The sequence below is a fragment of the Leeuwenhoekiella marinoflava DSM 3653 genome (assembly GCF_900129005.1).
Taxonomy (GTDB): Bacteria; Bacteroidota; Bacteroidia; order Flavobacteriales; family Flavobacteriaceae; genus Leeuwenhoekiella; species Leeuwenhoekiella marinoflava.
Map to the genome: position 1 here is coordinate 265,576 of NZ_FQUN01000005.1, position 19,147 is coordinate 284,722.

Below are 19,147 nucleotides of genomic sequence, written 5' to 3' on the forward strand. Positions count from 1 at the left end.
TATGGATCAAAAAGTAGCAATCGTTACCGGAGCAAATGCCGGTCTTGGCTTTGCAACAGCTAAGAAACTATGTGATGAAGGAATACGCACCTACATCATAGGACGCAACAAGGAAAAAACAGAAAAGGCTCTTAAAGAGTTGGGAGCTTATGCGCGAGCCTGTATTCTCGATTTAACCGAGCTTGAAAAAATACCTCAGTCCATACGCCAAATTGCCGCTGAGGCCGGCCGTATAGATATTCTTGTTAACAACGCCGGTATCAATATGAAAAAAGAATTTCTTGAAGTTGAAGATGTTGATTTTCAAAAAATTATGCATACTAACGTAACCAGTGTTTTTACCGTAAGCCGGGAAGTTACCCAGGTTATGAAAGCGCAAGGCGCTGGCAGTATAATTAATATTAGCTCTATGGCATCACAGTATGGTATCCCTAAGGTTATAGCATATTCTGCAAGTAAAGCTGCCATCGAGGGAATGACAAGAGCCATGGCCGTAGAATTAGCTCAGTACGGGATACGCGTTAATTGTATTGCTCCTGGTTTTATAAAAACAAATATGTCGGGTAAAGCTTTAGACAGCGACCCTGAACGAAAAAATAAGGTCTTGGGCAGAACCCCGATGGGCAAATTAGGAGCTCCTTCAGACATAGGCGATACCGTTTATTATTATGCTTCAGATTTATCAAAGTTTACCACGGGTACAGTACTTTGTGTTGACGGAGGAAACTCAATAGGATTTTAAATGAAAACATCTATTATAAAAACCATGCGCTGGTATGGAGACCGCGATCTGCTAAGCCTGGACGATCTCTTTCAGGCAGGAATAACCGGGATTGTAACCGCATTGCACCATATTCCTGTTGGAGCCGTTTGGACACCGCAAGAGATTCAAAAGACAAAAGCAAAAATTGAAGCCGCCGGTATGAGCTGGGAAGTAGTAGAAAGCCTTCCTGTACACGAGCATATTAAAAAACGAACCGGAAACTATGCCGAGCTTATAGAAAACTATAAAACAAGTTTACAAAACCTTGCAGATCAGGGCATTTTTACAATAACGTATAATTTTATGCCCATCCTTGACTGGGTACGCACAGATCATCGCTTTAAAAATGCCAGAGGTGCAGAAATTTTAAAATATGATCCGGTAAAATTCAGGATGTTTGATCTCTTTATTCTAAAAAGACCAGGCGCTTCTGGCGATTACACCGCCTCGCAAATTAAGGAAGCCCAAGTGCAATTTGAGCGTACTACCGAAGATCTTTTAACACTTAAAAAAAGTATTCTGCTTGGGTTGCCGGGAAGTACAGAAGATTTCACAGAACAGGATTTACTAAAGCAGCTTGCCGAATATGATAAAATAGATGACAGCAAACTAAGAGAACATCTGGTTTTATTCTTAAAAGAAATCGCGCCGGTCGCTGAAGAAATAGGTATTCTATTGGCTATTCATCCTGACGATCCGCCTTTTTCGGTACTTGGACTTCCCAGAATCGTAAGTACAGCCGCCGATCTTAATGCTATTTTTTCAGCCATTGAAACCACATCCTGTGGCCTCTGTTATTGTACCGGATCGTTAGGAGCGAATCCAGAAAATGACTTGATAGCAATTTTTGAAAAACACAAAGACCGTATTCATTTTTTACACCTGCGTAATGTTCAAAAATTTGAAGACGGCAGCTTCTTTGAATCTGATCACCTCGAGGGAGATGTACCTATGAAGCGCGTGATGCAACATATTCTTGAGTATACTGCTGCTTCGGGTAAAAAAATACCTATGAGACCAGACCACGGCTATTTACACGCATTAGAGCGTGACAAAGCCTATTATGCGGGATACTCTTTTATAGGCAGACTTAAAGGCCTTGCTGAGCTTACCGGTCTTGAACTGGGCCTGCAAAAGCCCTGATGAACAAATACACTATAAAACCTTCTAAATAATGCGGTTATGCTACTAAAAAAATATTTTTCAGAATTGGGCAGATACTACCTTATTGCCGTTTTTATTTTAACTGTTTGTAAGGGTTATAGTCAAAATCAATGGGTAACAACAACTCCCGAAAACGGAAGCTTCACTCTTGCAGATGCTAAGGGTGCTGCGCCATTAATTACCGGTATTGATGAGTTTGAAGGGGTTAAAATCGCCGTAACTAACTTTAAAGAAGATTTAAAACGTGTAACAGCTCAGGAAGCTGTTATTTCTAATACCCCATCAGAAACCGGAAATGTCATTATTGGTACTTTAGGCAAGAACACATACATTGAGGAGCTCGTAAAGGCAGGTAAACTCGATGTAGATGCTATTAAAGGCAACTGGGAGGCCTTTTCAATTCAGGAAGTAGATGGCAACCTGATCGTGGTGGGAAGCGATAAGCGCGGCACCATTTACGGGGTTTATACCTTATCAGAACAGATAGGGGTTTCTCCCTGGTACTGGTGGGCAGATGTTCCTGTTAAAAAATCTGCTGCGCTTTATATAACGGCCAGTGGCTATACGAATCCCGGACCTAAAGTACAGTACCGGGGTATTTTTATCAATGATGAGGCTCCTGCTCTTTCGGGATGGGTTGAAGAAAATTTTGGTTCCTTTAATCATGAGTTTTACGAGCATGTTTTTGAACTTATTTTAAGGTTAAAAGGAAATTATTTGTGGCCGGCAATGTGGGGTCGTGCCTTTTATGATGACGATCCACAAAATCCCATCGAAGCCGAAAAATATGGGGTGGTAATCGGCACCTCACACCATGAGCCTTTGATGCGGGCACACGCCGAATGGGATAAATATGGTGAAGGGGACTGGAATTATATAACTAACAGCAACACCCTGCAGGATTTCTGGAAGAAAGGAATGCAGCGAATGGGGAATAATGAAAGTATTGTAACTGTAGGAATGCGCGGGGATGGCGACGAACCCATGACAGAAGGCACCGCTATAGAACTCCTAGAGCGTATTGTTAAAGAGCAACGAGAAATAATTGAAGAAGTAACTGAGAAACCTGCAAAAGAAACCCCGCAAGTTTGGGCGCTCTACAAGGAAGTTCAGGATTATTATGATCAGGGAATGCGTGTTCCTGAAGATATTACCCTCTTACTGGCAGATGACAACTGGGGAAATATACGTAAACTACCAGACCCCAATGCGCCGGAACGTTCGGGGGGATACGGAATTTATTATCATTTTGATTACGTGGGGGGACCGCGCAATTATAAATGGCTCAATACCAATCAGATTTCAAGAGTTTATGAGCAAATGTCACTCGCCTATTCGTACAATGCTCGCAAAATCTGGATTGTTAATGTAGGGGATATTAAACCGATGGAATATCCTACCAGTTTTTTTATGGATTACGCGTGGAATCCTGAAGCGTTTGACCTCAAAGATCTTAAAAATTATCCTGAAAAATGGGCTTCAGAAAATTTTGGCATCAAATACGCCTCTGAAATAGCAGCACTTCTTCAAGACTATAGCACACTTGCCAGCAGGCGTAAACCAGAATTGCTGAGTTCAAACACGTATAGCCTGGTCAATTACAGCGAAGCAGAAGGTATCTTAAAAGAATATTCACATCTTGAAAACAGAGCACTTAGTCTTAAAGAAAAGCTGGATTCTTCCTATCATTCGGCCTATTTTCAACTGGTACTTTTCCCTGTTCAGGCTACTGCAAATTTAAACAGTATGTATATTGCTGCTGCTAAAAATGCGCTATATGCCAAACAAGGCAGAGCTTCAACCAATGAATATGCTCAAAAAGTACAGGAATTATTTTTAAGAGATAAAGCACTTACAGAACGCTATCATACTATGAACGATTCAAAATGGAATCATTTTATGTCTCAGACCCATATAGGCTACACTTCCTGGCAGGAACCCCGGGAAAACAAGATTCCCGAAACCAAAATCATAGCGGTCCCGAATATAAATACTACTGGAGCCACTACGGCTGGGACAGCAGACTATTTTCCGGCAACTGATACGCTAAAAATTAAAACCTTTGATCGTTTTCACGATGTGCAGGAAATAACACTTTTTAACCGAGGCAATAAGAAGGGTTCTTACAAAATAAAAAAGCTGCCCGAATGGTTAAGCGCCTCATCAATGGAAGGCGTCATCGAAGAATCTTTAGCAATACAGCTACAGGTGAAAGAGGAGTTTAAAAATCAAACGCTTAAAAATGAAATGCTTATTATCGAATCTGGCAAGGATCAAATTCCATTTAAAGTAACTCTGGCTGCGTATCCTCAGGATGCTTCCGGCTTTTTGGGTTATGACGGACTCCTGACGATACCTGCAACAGGGTTTACAGAAAATACAGGATGGGAACAAATTCCTGATCTGGGAAGACAAGAAACTGCAGTACGTCCTCAACTCCGGTTCAGTACAGAGATCACAACGCAAAACACGCAATTATCCTACAATTTTACACTACCCGAGGCTTGGGAGGGATCGTTAATAGTTTACACCTCCCCTACTCAGGACTTTTTGAACACCGGAGGTTTAAAATTCGGATATGCACTGGATGGGGGCGAAATGCAAACATTAAACCTTCAAAAAGATACTCCAGACAACTGGTACAGCGCTGTAGGCAATAACATCACCCGTGTGGTTACTCCTGTAAAGCTTGAAGCCGGTAAGCATGAGCTAAAAATTTATGGTATAGATCCCGGCATTGTATTACAACATCTTGTTATTAAAGACAGCACGCATGAGCACCCCACTTATCTGATACCCCATTCTTTACAAGTTGAATAACTAAAATTACAGGAGGCTATCAAAGGAATTTACCAAATGTTTGAAAACGATAAAAACATCTTATGAATTCCCCAATCATACAGCTATAAATCATTAGATTTTAGCTATTTTTAGAATAAAAGTTATCATTTTGAAAAAGAATCTTGTTATATCTCTTTTCTTATTCCTTTGCCCTTTATGTTTTTATGCTCAAAATGGAAGGTTCTTTTCAGCAAACGCTGAGCTTTCCAGTAGCCTTATTAATGATATTCATCAGGATCATAATGGTATTATATGGATCGCCACCGAGGATGGGCTTAATAAATATGATGGTGCTAAGTTTGAAACCTATAAACATAAAAATAAGGAGCCCTCTTCTATTTTAAACAATTATGTAAAGACTATTTTTGAAGATCGTGATCACAATCTGTATTTCGGATTTTTTAATGGTCTTCAGGTGTATGATAGCGGGACAGATACCTTTAAATCTATTCCTCTTTCTGCTGAAGAGAATACCTCTTACGATGCACATGTAACCACCATAACCCAACGCGCAAATGGTGAATTATTAGTAGGAACCTCCGGAAGAGGTATTTTCAGACTGGATAAAAATGGAGATGATTATACCGCTACTCCTCTTGACAATTTTGTTCCAACTTCCTTTATTGATAAAATTTATGAAGATTCGCAGCAGAATCTTTGGATTGTTACTCCCCAAAGCGGATTGTTTTTTAGAGACTTTCTAAACCGTACTGCTTCTTATTTTGAAAATGCTAATATCAGAGCAACCCTATCTGATATTGTTGAGGATCCAAAGGGGACTATTTATGTAGGCAGCTATACCAAAGGGCTTTTTCAATACGTTCCCGATGAGGGTGCTTTTAAGGCTGTTCCTAATACTAACAACGTTGCTATTCATTCTTTATTCATAAACGATAAGAAAGAATTCTTAGTAGGTACAGATGGTAATGGTTTATATCATTTTGATCCTGAGCGTCTTTCTTTCGTACCCAAACAACTTAGTGTATCCAGTTTTGATTTTTCCAAATCTAAAGTTCATACAATTATTCAGGACAGTGAAGAAAATATATGGCTTGGGCTTTATCAAAAAGGCGTGGTATTACTTCCTAATAAACTCAACAATTTTAACTATATAGGATATGAATCTGCTTCTCTGGATATTATAGGGTCCAATTGTGTTATGGCTGTTTATAAAGATTCTGAGGGGATTTTATGGGTGGGCACCGATGGGGATGGCTTATATCGTATTTCTCCTTCCCAAAATAATGTGACACACTATAAAGACCAGGATTATCTGGGAAGACGCCTCAATACGGTCGTTACTATCGTTGAAGATCACAACAAAAATATATGGATTGGCACGTATTTAAATGGTTTAGTAAAAATTGATCGCAACACCTTAAAACCTCAGTTTATAGAAAACCTCGTTGATGAGCAGTCCAATCCTGTAAAAAACATTTATAGCATTGTTGAAGACGATGCTAACAACCTCTGGCTGGGATCTATGGGGTCCGGACTTTTTCAGCTCAACCTGACTACCAATACCATTACATCTCATAACATTTCGTTAGACGACCTTCCTAAAGGTCCCAAATTCTTCAATAATAAATGGATTAATAATTTATTACTTGATAAATCCAATAACCGGCTCTACGTAGGATCCTATGACGGCCTGAGTAGGTTCAATATTAAATCCAAACAATTTGAAGCTTTTGAGGATGGCTTGCGCAAATTTGACGGCGAAATCGTTTACACCCTGCATAAAGACCGCTCTCAAAATCTCTGGGTAGGCACGGCGAACGGGCTTAGTGAAGTAGATGCCGAATTAAACGAAATTAAGCGCTATACGATAGATGACGGGTTACCCAGTAATACCATTTGCTCCATTGAAGAAGATAAAGAAGGGGATTTCTGGATCAGTACAAATCAGGGAATCTCTGTATTCAACCCTACCCGGAAAAATTTCCTGAACTATTTCTTTAATGATGGACTGCAGGGAAATGAGTTTAGCAAAAATGCCTCCTTCTTTTACAATAAAAACCAACTTTTTTTTGGAGGAATGAATGGGGTCACTTATTTCAACCCGTCTGAAATCACCAATGAGCAGCAACGCCCCGAACTATTTATTTCTGATCTGTACTTACAGAATAAACCCGTTCGTGAAGGAATGACCTCGGGCAAATTTACCATTCTAAACAAACCCCTGTATCAGGCAAACACCTTACAGCTTGCTTATAAAGACAATTCCTTCAGCATTGAGTTTTCGTCTCTGGAATATGTGAATCCCAAGCGAATATCCTACTCCTATGCTGTTAATAATGGTTTATGGGTTAATCTGATTCCCGGGCTCAATACGGTAGCATTTGATAATCTGGAAGCCGGTACGTATACCTTTAAAATAAGAGCTAAAGATTTTGACAAATATTCAGAAATAAAAGAATTAACCGTCATTATACATCCCTTATGGTATTTAACCTCTACGGCAAAAGTGATCTATTTAATCGCATTTTTGATCTTTGCTGCTTTTATGTATTATCTGCTAAAACAAAGACAACTTAGTAAAGAAAGACTGCGTGAATATTCAAAATCAAAACAGATAAACGAGGCAAAGCTTCAGTTTTTAACCAATATCGCGCACGATATAAAAACACCACTTACACTCATCGTTAATCCACTAAGAAAGCTTATTCATGCTGATGGTGACCCCCTGCGTCAAAAATCCTATAAGATCATTTATAGAAATACAGACCGTATATTAAACTTAACCCGTCAATTTCTGGATGTGCGTAAAATTGACGGTGGTGAACTGGAACTGAAATTTGAAAAGACCGAGCTGGTATCCTATATACAAAATATATGTTCTCTGTTTGAGGATCAAATTGAAGACAAGGAATTAAACTTTAAGTTCAAACACGAACAAGATCGTCTGTATGCCTGGATAGATCCTAATTATTTTGACAAGGTGGTTCAAAATCTGGTGGCCAATGCTATTAAATTTGTGAGTAAAGGAGGTTTAGTACACGTCGAATTAGACGTTCTTGAAGAAAAAAGAGATTCCTACGATCAGCCTTACTTTTGTATTCGTGTAACTGATGACGGGATAGGTATTGAGCAAGGACGGGAACATTTGGTTTTTGACAGGTTTTACCAAGCCAAGGGTACCCCGCATCACATTGAAGGTACCGGCATAGGCCTGCATCTTACCCGGTCTATAGCGCAACTGCATTATGGGACTATCTACGCTAAAAATAACGATACTCATAAAGGCTGTAGTTTTATGATTCATATCCCTTTGGGAAATAAGCACTTACCTTCTGAGCAACTGGTTGAACAGGTACATTTAAAGAAAACCCCCGAAAACAAGGAGCAGATTGAGAAAGAGCCTTTGTCTGAGGAGATCTCAAACGATACCATCTATGGCGCAAGTAAGGTGGTAATCGTTGATGATGATGTTGAAATACGCAGGTATTTACAAAAAGAACTCGCTACAACATTCAACATTCTCACTGCACCTAACGGAAAAGAGGCGTTATCTCTCATCTTAAGCGAGCGACCTCAGCTTGTAATCAGTGATATTATGATGCCCGAAATGGACGGATTTGAATTGTGTCATGCCATCAAAAAAAATATAAATATCAATCATATTCCTGTAATTCTATTAACCGCAAAATCGAGTCAGGAGCGCAATCTGGAGAGTCTCACCCTTGGAGCCGATGCCTATATTCCAAAACCCTTTGATATTTCAATTTTACAAAAAACAGCCTCTAATCTCATTCAAAACAGAAAATTACTTAAAAACAATTATGATGGAAGTCAGTCCCAGGAAGAACGGGTAAAACCGGTTGAATTAAAGTCTTCTGATGAAATTTTACTGGAAAAGGTGATTGAATTCATCAATAAAAATCTCAACAATTCTGATCTTAATGTCGAGATGATCGCTCAGGCAGTAGGTATAAGCCGTGTTCATTTATATAGAAAGCTCAAAGAGCTTACCAATCAGGCCGCTAGTGACCTCATAAAAAACATACGCTTAAAGCAAGCCGCCGATCTGCTGGTTTCCAAACAAATAAGTGTGGCCGAAGTAGCCTATGCCGTAGGTTTTTCTAACCTGTCTACCTTCTCTACGAATTTCAAAAGTTTGTATGGAACTCCACCAAAAAAGTATCAGGAAAAGCACTTAAAAAAAGAAGAATAGTCGAATGCTCTAAACATTTTTATATAAAAAAAGGAGACCTTAAGCCTCCTTTTCGCATAGCGCACGCTAAGTTATGCGTTACCGTCTCTGGTCTTAATAGCCCCGTCAGGTTCATACTCCAGTTCTGCAACTTTCATACTCCGCAACCAGGTCTTTCCTCCGGAGGGATTGCTGTCGTGGTAAAATAAATACCATTTATCTTCAAATTCTAAAATGGAATGATGTGTGGTCCAACCTACTACCGGAGTTAACAGCACTCCTTTATAGGTAAACGGCCCGTAAGGATTGTCACCTGTGGCATAACATAATTTATGCGTATTCCCAGTGCTGTATGAAAAATAATAAGTCCCTTTATACTTATGTACCCAGGATGCTTCAAAGAATCTACGATCGTGATCTCCCGCTGTTAAAGGAGTTCCATCCGCGTCAAGAATTACAATAGGTTTAGACTCTTCTGCAAATTCAAGCATATTTTCAGATAATCGTGCGATACGTGCAGGTAGCGCCGGTTCAGAATCTGCTGGCTCGGCACCACATTCTATTGCTTTGCCGTTACGGTAACGCTGTAATTGCCCGCCCCATAAACCTCCAAAATACATATAGTAGGCATTGTCGTCATCCTGAAAAATGCAGGGATCAATAGAGAAACTCCCTTTCATAGGGGCTTCTAAGGGCTTAAAAGGACCTTCTGGTTTATCACTTATGGCAACTCCTATCCTAAATATATCAGTCTTATCCTTGAGGGGAAAATAGAGGTAATACGTTCCATTCTTATGCGCTATATCACAATCCCAAAGTTGCCGGCCTGCCCAGGGTATATCTTTGACGTCCAGGGCTACTCCGTGATCGCTAACTTCCCCGTCTATACGTTCCATTGAAAAAACGTGGTAATCCCGCATATCAAAGTGATCTCCATTATCATTCTCTGGGATGCCAGATTCTATATCATGGGATGGATAAATATAGATTTTACCATTAAAAACGTGAGCAGAAGGGTCTGCCATATAGCCATCATCTACTAAATAACGTGGTTCAGTCATACTTCTTAGTGTTTATTTTGAATTATAATTAATTTTTTTATTCAACCATTTTCGGTTCTGGAGATGGTAGTTCTTCACACAAATACCTCACTTAAACTGTACCCAGTCAATTGCTATTTTCCCTTTTTTCAGGGAGAACACTAAGTCATACCTGCCCGTATTTACAGGGGCAATAGCAATCTCGTAGCGCTCCCAGCCATCACCCGGGGCTATCTGTATTTCTGCAATAGTACTTTTTAGAACAGCATCTGTAATGGAAAGAACAGATGCTTTTTCAGCACGTGCATACAGGATAATTTTACTATACTTTTCATCAAACTGAACGCTATTGTAGTGTACCCAATCTTCTTGCTCTAAAGCAATATTCCATCCCTTAAAAGGTTCCTGAGGATCATTAAATCGTACTAATGCGTGTTTGCTTTTTTTAGTATACCGGTCAATTTCTATTTTATCTGCAGCAGCGCTAATCCCAATACCCCTAAGCGTGGGTACGACTTTTTGAATGCTGCCGTCAGGATTAAAGGTGAGACTGTCGGCTCTTATGGATCTGTTTTTATCAAAATCTGGTGACAGATCGTTATGATGGTAAAATAAATACCACTGCTTTTTAAAAGCGACAATAGAATGATGGTTCGTCCAGCAGCCCGTAGCACTTTCATCCATTAGTACTCCGGTAACCTGAAAGGGCCCCATAGGATTATCACCCATTGCATATTCCAGACGTTCTGTTTTATCCTCTACGTGGGGGTATGTTAAGTAATAGTTCCCGTTACGTTCAAACATAAAAGGACCCTCCATATGCCCTTCTTCAGGCAGATTCGCTATAACTACAGGCTCTGAAGCCAGTTCTTTTAAATTCGGTTTGAGTTTTGCTAAGTAAATATTTTTGCCCGACCAGTACAAGTATGCCTGACCATCGGTATCCATAAATACATTGGGATCTATGCCATCCACATTTTCAATCGGATTTTTCTCCGAAATAAAAGGCCCTACCGGACTTTTACCAACAGCTACCCCAATTTTAAATGCACCACTCTCCTTACTTTTAGTAGGAAAATAAAAGTAATACAAGCCCTCCTTTTCAATACAATCCGGAGCCCACATACTATATGCTTGCGGGTCGGTCCAGGACACATCCTTTTGCGTAAGAATAACCCCGTGATCTTTCCACGCTGTAAGATTCTTCGATGAAAAAACGTGGTAATCTTCCATACAAAACCATCCGGGCTTTCCCTTATCCTCGGTACACATAATGTCGTGAGAAGGATAGATGTACACCGTATCATCAAAAACGCGTGCCGTAGGATCTGCTGTAAACTGATCCTGTATTAAAGGATTTTGAGCAAAAAGGACATTGTTTAAGAGCAAAAACAGTATCGTGCCCATATAATAACGGCATAAACCATTAAGAGTACCTGAAGTTCTATTTACCAAAAAAATCCTCATTTGGCACCTCCTTCAGACGTACTAATGTTGTCTTCAATCTTGAAGTAATCAAAATCAACCCATCCTCCTTTTTCTTTTGTGGCATAATTGAATAAGCCAAATCGATACCCCATAAAATGAGGCAAGGTATACTGCATTTGCAGGGTTTCTCCCAGTTTTTTCCAGCTGATTCCATCTAAGCTGTAAAAGAAGTCTGCTTTATCAGTACGCTCTCTAAAATCACAATCGATTTTAAAGTAAATCTGGTCCTGATCTAGCGGAATTTGATCCTGAATCCCTCCGTCTTCCTCATTTTTACTCATAAATACCCATTTTTGATTTCCTTTATTGGAAACCCCGATCAGGCCGTACTTCTTCTGAAGCATTGCCAAACCTGCAAGGTCCCCGTTTTTCATGTTAGCAATATCGATTTTCACAGATCCGGAGGATACCGGGCCAATGGCACGTTGCGTAAGGGTATTTTTAGCCTGAACAAATGAGGTATCTGTTCTTCCCGTTGTTAATCTTAAAAACCCGGGTCTTTCGGTTAAAGACCATAATGAATTATCAGGATTATGATTCCATTGCCAAACCAGTGGTAATGTATTTTCACCGGGGCTTCGTTCAAAATCGTCAGCGTTTACAATACCCGGAATAAGCCCTTTACTCTCCGGAAGCTTTAAGGTAGCAGGAACCTTACCATCTACACCTAGCACGGGCCAGTCATTTTCCCATTTTACAGGAACTAAATACGGGATTCTTCCTACTGCGCCACTGTCCTGAAATAAGTAAGCAAACCATTTTCCCCCGAGGGTGTCTATAAGTCCCCCCTGAGCCACCCCTTCATCCTGAAAAGCTACTCTCCCCGTGTAGGGACCGGTAATGTGATCTGCACGATGTATAATCACCGTTCGCATCCCACCCTTAGGCCAGGCAATATTAAATAAGTAGTATTTATTGTTATGCTTAAAAAGCTGAGAACCTTCTGCCGGAAGAATAATAGCACTCCCTATGGGCGCTGTGGCATTCTCTATAAGCACCTGTTTAGTTTCCGCTTTAATGCCAGACAGATCTTCTTTTAATTCTGCAATACTCAGCGTTCCTGCTCCCCAGATCATATACACCTTATCATTCTCAAAAAATAAGGTATGGTCATGATAAGCAGGTTCAAATTCGTGTACTTCCCAAGGTCCCTTTTCAAGGCTGGTAGTGGTATATATATGTGTTTTTCCCGAGGTAGCCGAGAACGTAGATACGTAGTACATTCCCTTATGAAATCGCAGCGAACTTGCCCAAGAGCCACGACCATATGTATGCTTACCATTCTCTAAGTTCATTGCATCATTATCAACCAGACGGTCGTATGCATAATTGATAAGCTCCCAGTTCACAAGATCTACAGATTTCATAACCGGCAGCCCGGGACTCATATGCATCGTTGTACTGCTCATGTAATACGTGCTGTCTACACGAATGATGGACATATCTGGTACATCTGCATGAATTACAGGGTTTTTGGCCTGATCCTGAGCGTTCCCCTTCACAGAAACTACAATCGTGCTAAGGAGTAGGAGAATTATTTTAATATAACTGCTTATCATTTTTATTCTTTTGCGGCTTGTATTATAGCTTCTACCACTTCTTTCGGTTTATTGTCACGGTCAAAAAGAAGCGGATAATCGGTACGCCCTGCTATAGGCCATCCATTTCTCCAGGAATTGCCATCATTTACACCCCATAAGGTTATTTTATCCAACTTATCTTCATGTTTTAAAAACAACTTGAAGAAATCGAGACATCTGGCATTAAAAGCAGTATTCACGGAGTCGGGTAACTTATCGGCATAAGGGTTCATTTCTTTTTTATACTCAAAATTTGCAGACACCTCTGCTCCCTGATTGTTCCAGGGAGAGGGCAACACCGTAATATCAAACTCTGTTACCGAAACTTTTACGCCTAAATCAGAAAAAGCAACAATACTTTTTTCAAATTCTTCAATTTCAGGATAATCCAGACCAATGTGGCCTTGCATACCTACTCCATGAATCTTTACCCCTTGCTCCTGCAAGCTTTTAACCAGCTTCACAATACCTTCTCTTTTCTCAGGTACAGATGTAGAATAATCATTGTAATAGAGCTCTGCTTCAGGATCTGCCTGATGCGCAAACTCAAAAGCCTTCTTTATAAAATCTGCACCTACAATTTCATAAAACTTACTCTTACGTAGCGAACCGTCATCCAGTACAGCTTCATTAACAACATCCCAGGTTTTAATGCGTCCTTTATATCGGGTCATTACGGTATTGATATGGTTTTGCATTCTGGACAAAAGTTCTTCCCGGGTCACCTCATTACCCAGACTGTCTTTAAAGAACCAACGCGGGGTCTGAGAATGCCAGATTAAGGTATGGCCATGGATGACCATATCATGTTCTTCACCAAAGGCAACAAATTTATCTGCAGCAGAAAAATCATAGTTTCCCTGAGTGGGAACCAGACGCTCGCTTTTCATACAATTCTCTGCAACTATAGAATTAAAATTACCCTTTACCACCTCCATCTCTTCAGGGTTATAGCCTTGAATCTGACGAATGTTTAATGCTGTTCCTATTAAGAATTTATCCTGTAAGGCTTCTTTTAAAGTTAATGATTCAGCATCGGTATCTGATGTCTCCGAAGTGGTTTTCGTTTTGCAGGAAATCACAATTAATGCTGCTAATACTAAGTAGGTTAAAGATTTCATTGATTAGTTTTAAATATTACAATCGTTTTATAGGAGAAGGGCTGCGTCGATTAGCCAGCTCATCCTGAATTTCAAGCTCGCGGGTTTTATTAATTTTATAAAAAAGAAGACATGCCACACTAATAAAAAAGGTCACAGCAGGAAAAATACTTACAGATAATTTGATGCCGGTGATGGTAAGTGCATCCTGAAGAACTTCCTGTTCATTATAACCATACCAGGCTAACAGACCTGCAACCAGGGCTCCGCCAATACTGAGACCGGCTTTTAACCCAAAAATCATCGCAGAAAAAATGATAGCGGTTGCTCTTCTAAAATTAATGAGTTCTGAATAATCTGCTACATCAGCAATCATCGCCCACAGCAATGGAGTAGAAATACCATAGAAAAAGCCGTGTACTAATTGGGTAATAAATATTAATGCTATAGCATCGTTATCAAAGAAATAGAATAGAAAAAGACAAACAGCCGAAAGGAAAAGGCTGGCGCCAAAAACATCACGTTTTCCAAAACGGTCAGCCAGAGTTTTAGAAAACCCTATCCCTATCATCATCATAATGATTCCACCTGCATTAAATAAACTGAATCCTGAAGTTGCCGGGTCGTCAGGCCACGTAAATCCTACAAATCCCATATTGATCAGGGCATTATTAAGACCGTCAATAAAGGTGTTAAATCCTACGTCATTTAAGAACGTGCTCAGGCTGGCATTATCTACAAAATCATTGAAATAATACACATACATCCCTCCTTTAAGAGACAAGGTGATAAAAACAAAAATGGTGATCAACAGCACTGCACGCCAGGGCTTATTTTTAACCAAATCCTTTAAATCCTGTTTAACTGAAGAAACACCCTCTGCCTGGGGCAGTACGCGTTCTCTTGTAGTTAAAAAGGTTATTATAAAGAAAATGATACCTATTATGGCAAATAACCAGATGGTTTGTTTAAACCCTTCTACCTTATCTCCTTCACCTAAAATCAACACCAGGGGTAAAAGCAGTACCTGCACTACAAACTGCGCCACCATAACCGCAACAAACCGGTAGGAAGAAATACTATTACGCTCAGACATATTGCCCGTCATCACACCACTTAAAGAGGCATAGGGCAAGTTATTGGCAGAGTAAATAACCACCAGCAGGATATAAGTTATTAAAGCATAAGTAACCTTTCCTGTAAGATCAAAATCTGGAGTGCTAAAGGCTAATATAGCTACAATACCAAAGGGAACAGATGTAAACAAAATCCACGGTCTGAATTTACCCCAGCGCGTTTTTGTACGATCTGCAATCACCCCCATTACGGGATTAAAAAAAGCACCGATCATACCTCCGGTAAAAATAATAAAAGAGGCTTCAGAAGGCGGAATCTTATAGACATCTGTATAAAAGAATGCTAAAAAGGTCATCAGCGTTTGAAAAATGAGATTGGCTGCAAGATCACCTAAGCTATAGCCTACTTTCTCTAGTACAGAAATATTATTTTGGGTGGATTTCATGAAGTGTATTGATATTAAATAGTGGTATTAAGAATACGCTGTAATTTTTTTTTTGGAAATCGGTTGCGTAACTTTTAAAGAAATCTCAAACATAGTAAAAAGCCTTTATTTTTGCTATATTAAATAAATGTATTTTACACAATTTACAAGGCATTATATTCATTTTTAGGTTAACCGGTTGCGTTGTTTGAAAAAACTAAACCCAATGTGACTTTTAGGGCACATTGGGTTAGCTGATTTATAGACATAGAAGTCAACCACTTTAATTCTGTGCAGACAAGCCTTCAACAACACCTTTATAAGCAGGTTTACGTGATAAGCCCTGTGTCCATAAACCTATAGGCTCCCCTGCTCTCCAGGAAGAATTCTCAGGACTGTCTGTAGGACTCCAGATGGTAACTCCATATTGCTGTTCTTTAGGGATAATAGAAAAATATTCCTGAAGGACAAACTGGTACATCGCTGCTTGCTCCATATAGAGCTCTTCGGTGGCTTCTGAAGTTTTAACCCCTACCCCAATATCCAATTCCGATATTTTTATCATCTTACCTGTAGCAGCAAGCAACTCAAACATTTCGGTGATTTTAGCTTTATCGGAATCAATATTGATATGCATCTGCGTACCAATACCGTCTACACGCCCTCCGTTATCCTCAATATATTCTGCATAGGCAATAATCCCTTTACACTTATCCAGATTATACTCCAGGTTATAGTCATTTATAAACAACACGTCATCAGCATTGCCATAAGTTTCAGCCAGTTTAAAAGCCAGTACACCATAGTCTTTACCTAAATAATCCTGCCAGAAAAATTCATCAGGTGCAATTTCTGATCTGCCTACTGCCGTTTTCAACTCGTAAGGCTTACCATCATCCATAGGTTCATTAACAACATCCCAGGCGTGCGTATTGGACTTAGAAACTTCCATAATACCGCTTATCCATTCATTCAGGTGAAAGCTCAGCGTGTCTCTTTTTTCTTCTGGGGTTTTTTCAATTATGGTTTCTCCTCCGGCTTCTTCATTGAACCAGCTTACTTTAAGATTATCCACATAATAGCTCGTTGCCGTACTGCCCAGATTAAAAGCAATTGCGGTACAACCTGAAGTTGCTTCGCCTATAGTAGTCTGTACATCAATATGTTTCCACTCTGTGGTGGCATTTATACCCCCAAAAAAATCATAATGTTTATACCCTCCGGGTGTGGTATGTGCTTGGGTTGGTATTGTAGCGGGATCGTCTGCTCTGATATCCATCTCCAACCGGTATTTTAAACCTACCTCAGTAGTTTTAGGAAAAACAACAAAAAGCTGTGAATTAAAATCCTCATCCCGCACAGCATCGTTCGTTATTTTAAGTGCTCTACCCTGATTTTCAAAACCTGTACCCTCTGCTGTAAATGAGAATACCGCATTAGGTCCGTTACTTTGATAATTTGAAGTATCATCATCTGGTTCAAATGTCTTATTCACTAAAGCTTCCCAATCCGGGCCGCCGCCGCCTGACTCATTCAGTCGTGCTACTTCAATAGCGTCAAAATAGTAGGTCGTTGCTGTAGCTCCCAGATTGAAGGCGATGGTATTACAGCCTGCCGTATTTTCATTAATCGTTATTTCTACATTGACCGAAGTCCAGTCTGTCGTAAAGTTTAATTGCCCAAAGAAATCAAAATACTTATAATTCCCCGGCGTAGTCTGAGCTTGTGTGGGTACTGTAGCAGGATCATCTGCCTTTATTTGCATGGTTAGTCTGTATACATCACCCACAGCCGTAGGTTCGGAAAAAGTAAAAAAGAGCTGCGAATCATAATCATTCGTTTGTACCTGGTCGTTGGTCACCATTAAGGCCCTTCCGGTAGCTTCAGCCCCTTCCCCATCGGCAGTAAAAGAAAATATAGAATTTTCATTTGGTTTTGTATAATTAGAGGCTTCGTCGGTTTCAAAATCATTAGAACCCATAACATCCCAGTCGGGTCCACCGGTAGCCGGAATAACTATAGGCGCTATTGTACTGTTTAAAAACTCGGCATTTTGATTTGCATGCCACATAAGCGTATGCCCGTAAACCGAAATACCTTCGGCCTCGGTATTTTCTATAAACTCTGTAACAGCAGTCAGATTGAGTTCACCGTCAGCCCCCACAACCGCACCGTGTTTCATACCGTAACCGGCTGTTGCTTCATGAAAATTGGTGTTAGTCAGCATAAAAACTCCGCCTTTATCATTGTATGAACCAATACTGGTTCCTGCTCCCAATTTGAATGAAGGGTCAGATACATAGGTTTTAAGTGTTTCCAGACTGTTTAATTCTTCCTGCATCTCGATACTCAGGGGCTTCTCTACCTGATAGTCTAAAGGATCCATTTCGGCACAGCTCGCAAAAAAAGCTAAACCTGCACCAAGGGCATATTTTAAATAAAAATTTTTCATAGTCTTTTTAGATATTAAAAACGGTAATTATTGCAATATGGGAGCAAAAGTTTCAACGGAAACACCTCGGTTTCTGGTTACAAGTGTATCCTGAGTACTTATTTGTAGTTCATCAGTATCAATTTCATAGGAAAGGTAAAGTGCATCCCTATCCTGAGATCCCCAGCTATTTATTTCGCCGTCTTTAACAAAACTTCCGCTTCCGGTAGCCGTATATTCTGATGGATTTGAAGATTCTACAGTTATATTACCCTCCTCGTCAAAATTGAGCAATAAAACAATATTTAAGTCATTACCTTCAATATCCTGAAGTGATAAAGGAAAACTCACCTGATATCTTGCCTTAGAATCCAGAAATACAATCTCATCATCCACTACATATTGCTCCCTTCTTGTTTCAGTTCTGTTAAGTGCTGTGTTGCCATTTTTACCGGTAATGATATCCTGACCACGTCTTAAATAAAAAGCTTCCAGATCATTAATATACTTTACCGCATAAAAAGTAAAATCTTTAGGCTGTACAGCCCAATCTGTAAAAACGCCACGTCGTGGATTATCTACTTGTGGCCTTCCCGAAAGAATGGTATCTACAGCCGTTGCACCCAGCATTCTTAGGGGTATTACATAATTATTGCTCAATGATTTTGGATCATTGAAAAAAGCATCTGTAAGCTGAACCTCTACCCCACCTGACAACGAGCCGGACGGGATGCTGATTTCATTAGAGGTTAATGTGTAATGCGTTGCCGGAAGCGCTTGCACAGGTCCCTGATCTGCGCCAAAAAGAAATCCATCTACCAGCGAATTATCTACCTGAACATCAATGGTGATATTTTGCTCATTTTCATATACTCCTCCAACTGTGGCAAAAATCTTGCATTTTCCTTCATTATCAAGACTGGTATCAAACAGGTCTTCTCCTAAGGTGATCGTTCTTACAGGATACTGATAGGAAAAATACACGGCATTATATTCAAAATCAGGAAATTCTGCATCGCCATTTTCACAAGAAGTAAAAAGAGCAACTGCACCAAGAATCATTAAAAGAAAGTTTATTTTCATCTG

General features: G+C 39.9%; 11 protein-coding genes. 4 read left to right on the forward strand and 7 right to left on the reverse strand.

Going from position 1 to position 19,147, the window contains the following annotated elements; genetic code table 11:
• Nucleotide 1: 1 nt before the first annotated feature.
• The 4 genes from BUB91_RS04775 (at nucleotide 2) to BUB91_RS04790 (ending at nucleotide 8,942) form a co-directional block, all read left to right on the forward strand.
• Nucleotides 2–742, forward strand: a complete 741-nt coding sequence (locus BUB91_RS04775; protein ID WP_073097637.1) for an SDR family NAD(P)-dependent oxidoreductase — start codon at nucleotides 2–4, stop codon at nucleotides 740–742.
• 12 nt (nucleotides 743–754) lie between these two features.
• Complete coding sequence (gene uxuA, locus BUB91_RS04780) at nucleotides 755–1,906, forward strand: mannonate dehydratase (protein WP_206635262.1); 1,152 nt, start codon at nucleotides 755–757, stop codon at nucleotides 1,904–1,906.
• A 39-nt stretch (nucleotides 1,907–1,945) separates the two neighbouring features.
• Entirely contained in the window at nucleotides 1,946–4,747 is a 2,802-nt protein-coding gene (locus BUB91_RS04785) for a glycosyl hydrolase 115 family protein (RefSeq protein WP_073097644.1), read from the forward strand.
• Between the two features lie 130 nt (nucleotides 4,748–4,877).
• Nucleotides 4,878–8,942 carry a hybrid sensor histidine kinase/response regulator transcription factor gene (locus BUB91_RS04790; protein WP_083557835.1) on the forward strand — a complete coding sequence of 1,355 codons (4,065 nt, stop codon included), beginning with the start codon at nucleotides 4,878–4,880 and terminating at the stop codon, nucleotides 8,940–8,942.
• A gap of 71 nt (nucleotides 8,943–9,013) precedes the next feature.
• On the opposite strand, the gene BUB91_RS04795 is transcribed toward BUB91_RS04790, so the two are convergent.
• From BUB91_RS04795 to BUB91_RS04825, 7 genes are all read right to left on the reverse strand, one after another.
• On the reverse strand, nucleotides 9,014–9,982 hold the full coding sequence (locus BUB91_RS04795) for a glycoside hydrolase family 43 protein (protein ID WP_073097650.1): 969 nt from the start codon (nucleotides 9,980–9,982) through the stop codon (nucleotides 9,014–9,016).
• An 87-nt stretch (nucleotides 9,983–10,069) separates the two neighbouring features.
• Nucleotides 10,070–11,368, reverse strand: coding sequence for a family 43 glycosylhydrolase (locus tag BUB91_RS04800; protein ID WP_073097777.1), 1,299 nt, complete (start codon nucleotides 11,366–11,368; stop codon nucleotides 10,070–10,072).
• A gap of 56 nt (nucleotides 11,369–11,424) precedes the next feature.
• Nucleotides 11,425–13,008, reverse strand: coding sequence for a glycoside hydrolase family 43 protein (locus tag BUB91_RS04805; RefSeq protein ID WP_073097653.1), 1,584 nt, complete (start codon nucleotides 13,006–13,008; stop codon nucleotides 11,425–11,427).
• Nucleotides 13,009–13,010: 2 nt separating this feature from the next.
• Nucleotides 13,011–14,150 carry an endo-1,4-beta-xylanase gene (locus BUB91_RS04810; RefSeq protein ID WP_073097655.1) on the reverse strand — a complete coding sequence of 380 codons (1,140 nt, stop codon included), beginning with the start codon at nucleotides 14,148–14,150 and terminating at the stop codon, nucleotides 13,011–13,013.
• A gap of 16 nt (nucleotides 14,151–14,166) precedes the next feature.
• Nucleotides 14,167–15,651: an MFS transporter gene (locus BUB91_RS04815; protein ID WP_073097657.1), complete on the reverse strand. Its 1,485-nt coding sequence runs from the start codon at nucleotides 15,649–15,651 to the stop codon at nucleotides 14,167–14,169.
• 262 nt (nucleotides 15,652–15,913) lie between these two features.
• Nucleotides 15,914–18,082, reverse strand: coding sequence for an endo-1,4-beta-xylanase (locus BUB91_RS04820; RefSeq protein WP_073097660.1), 2,169 nt, complete (start codon nucleotides 18,080–18,082; stop codon nucleotides 15,914–15,916).
• Nucleotides 18,083–18,109: 27 nt separating this feature from the next.
• The gene (locus tag BUB91_RS04825) at nucleotides 18,110–19,144 is read right to left on the reverse strand and encodes a DUF5627 domain-containing protein (protein ID WP_073097665.1); all 1,035 of its coding nucleotides are present in this window, start codon (nucleotides 19,142–19,144) and stop codon (nucleotides 18,110–18,112) included.
• Nucleotides 19,145–19,147 lie beyond the last annotated feature (3 nt).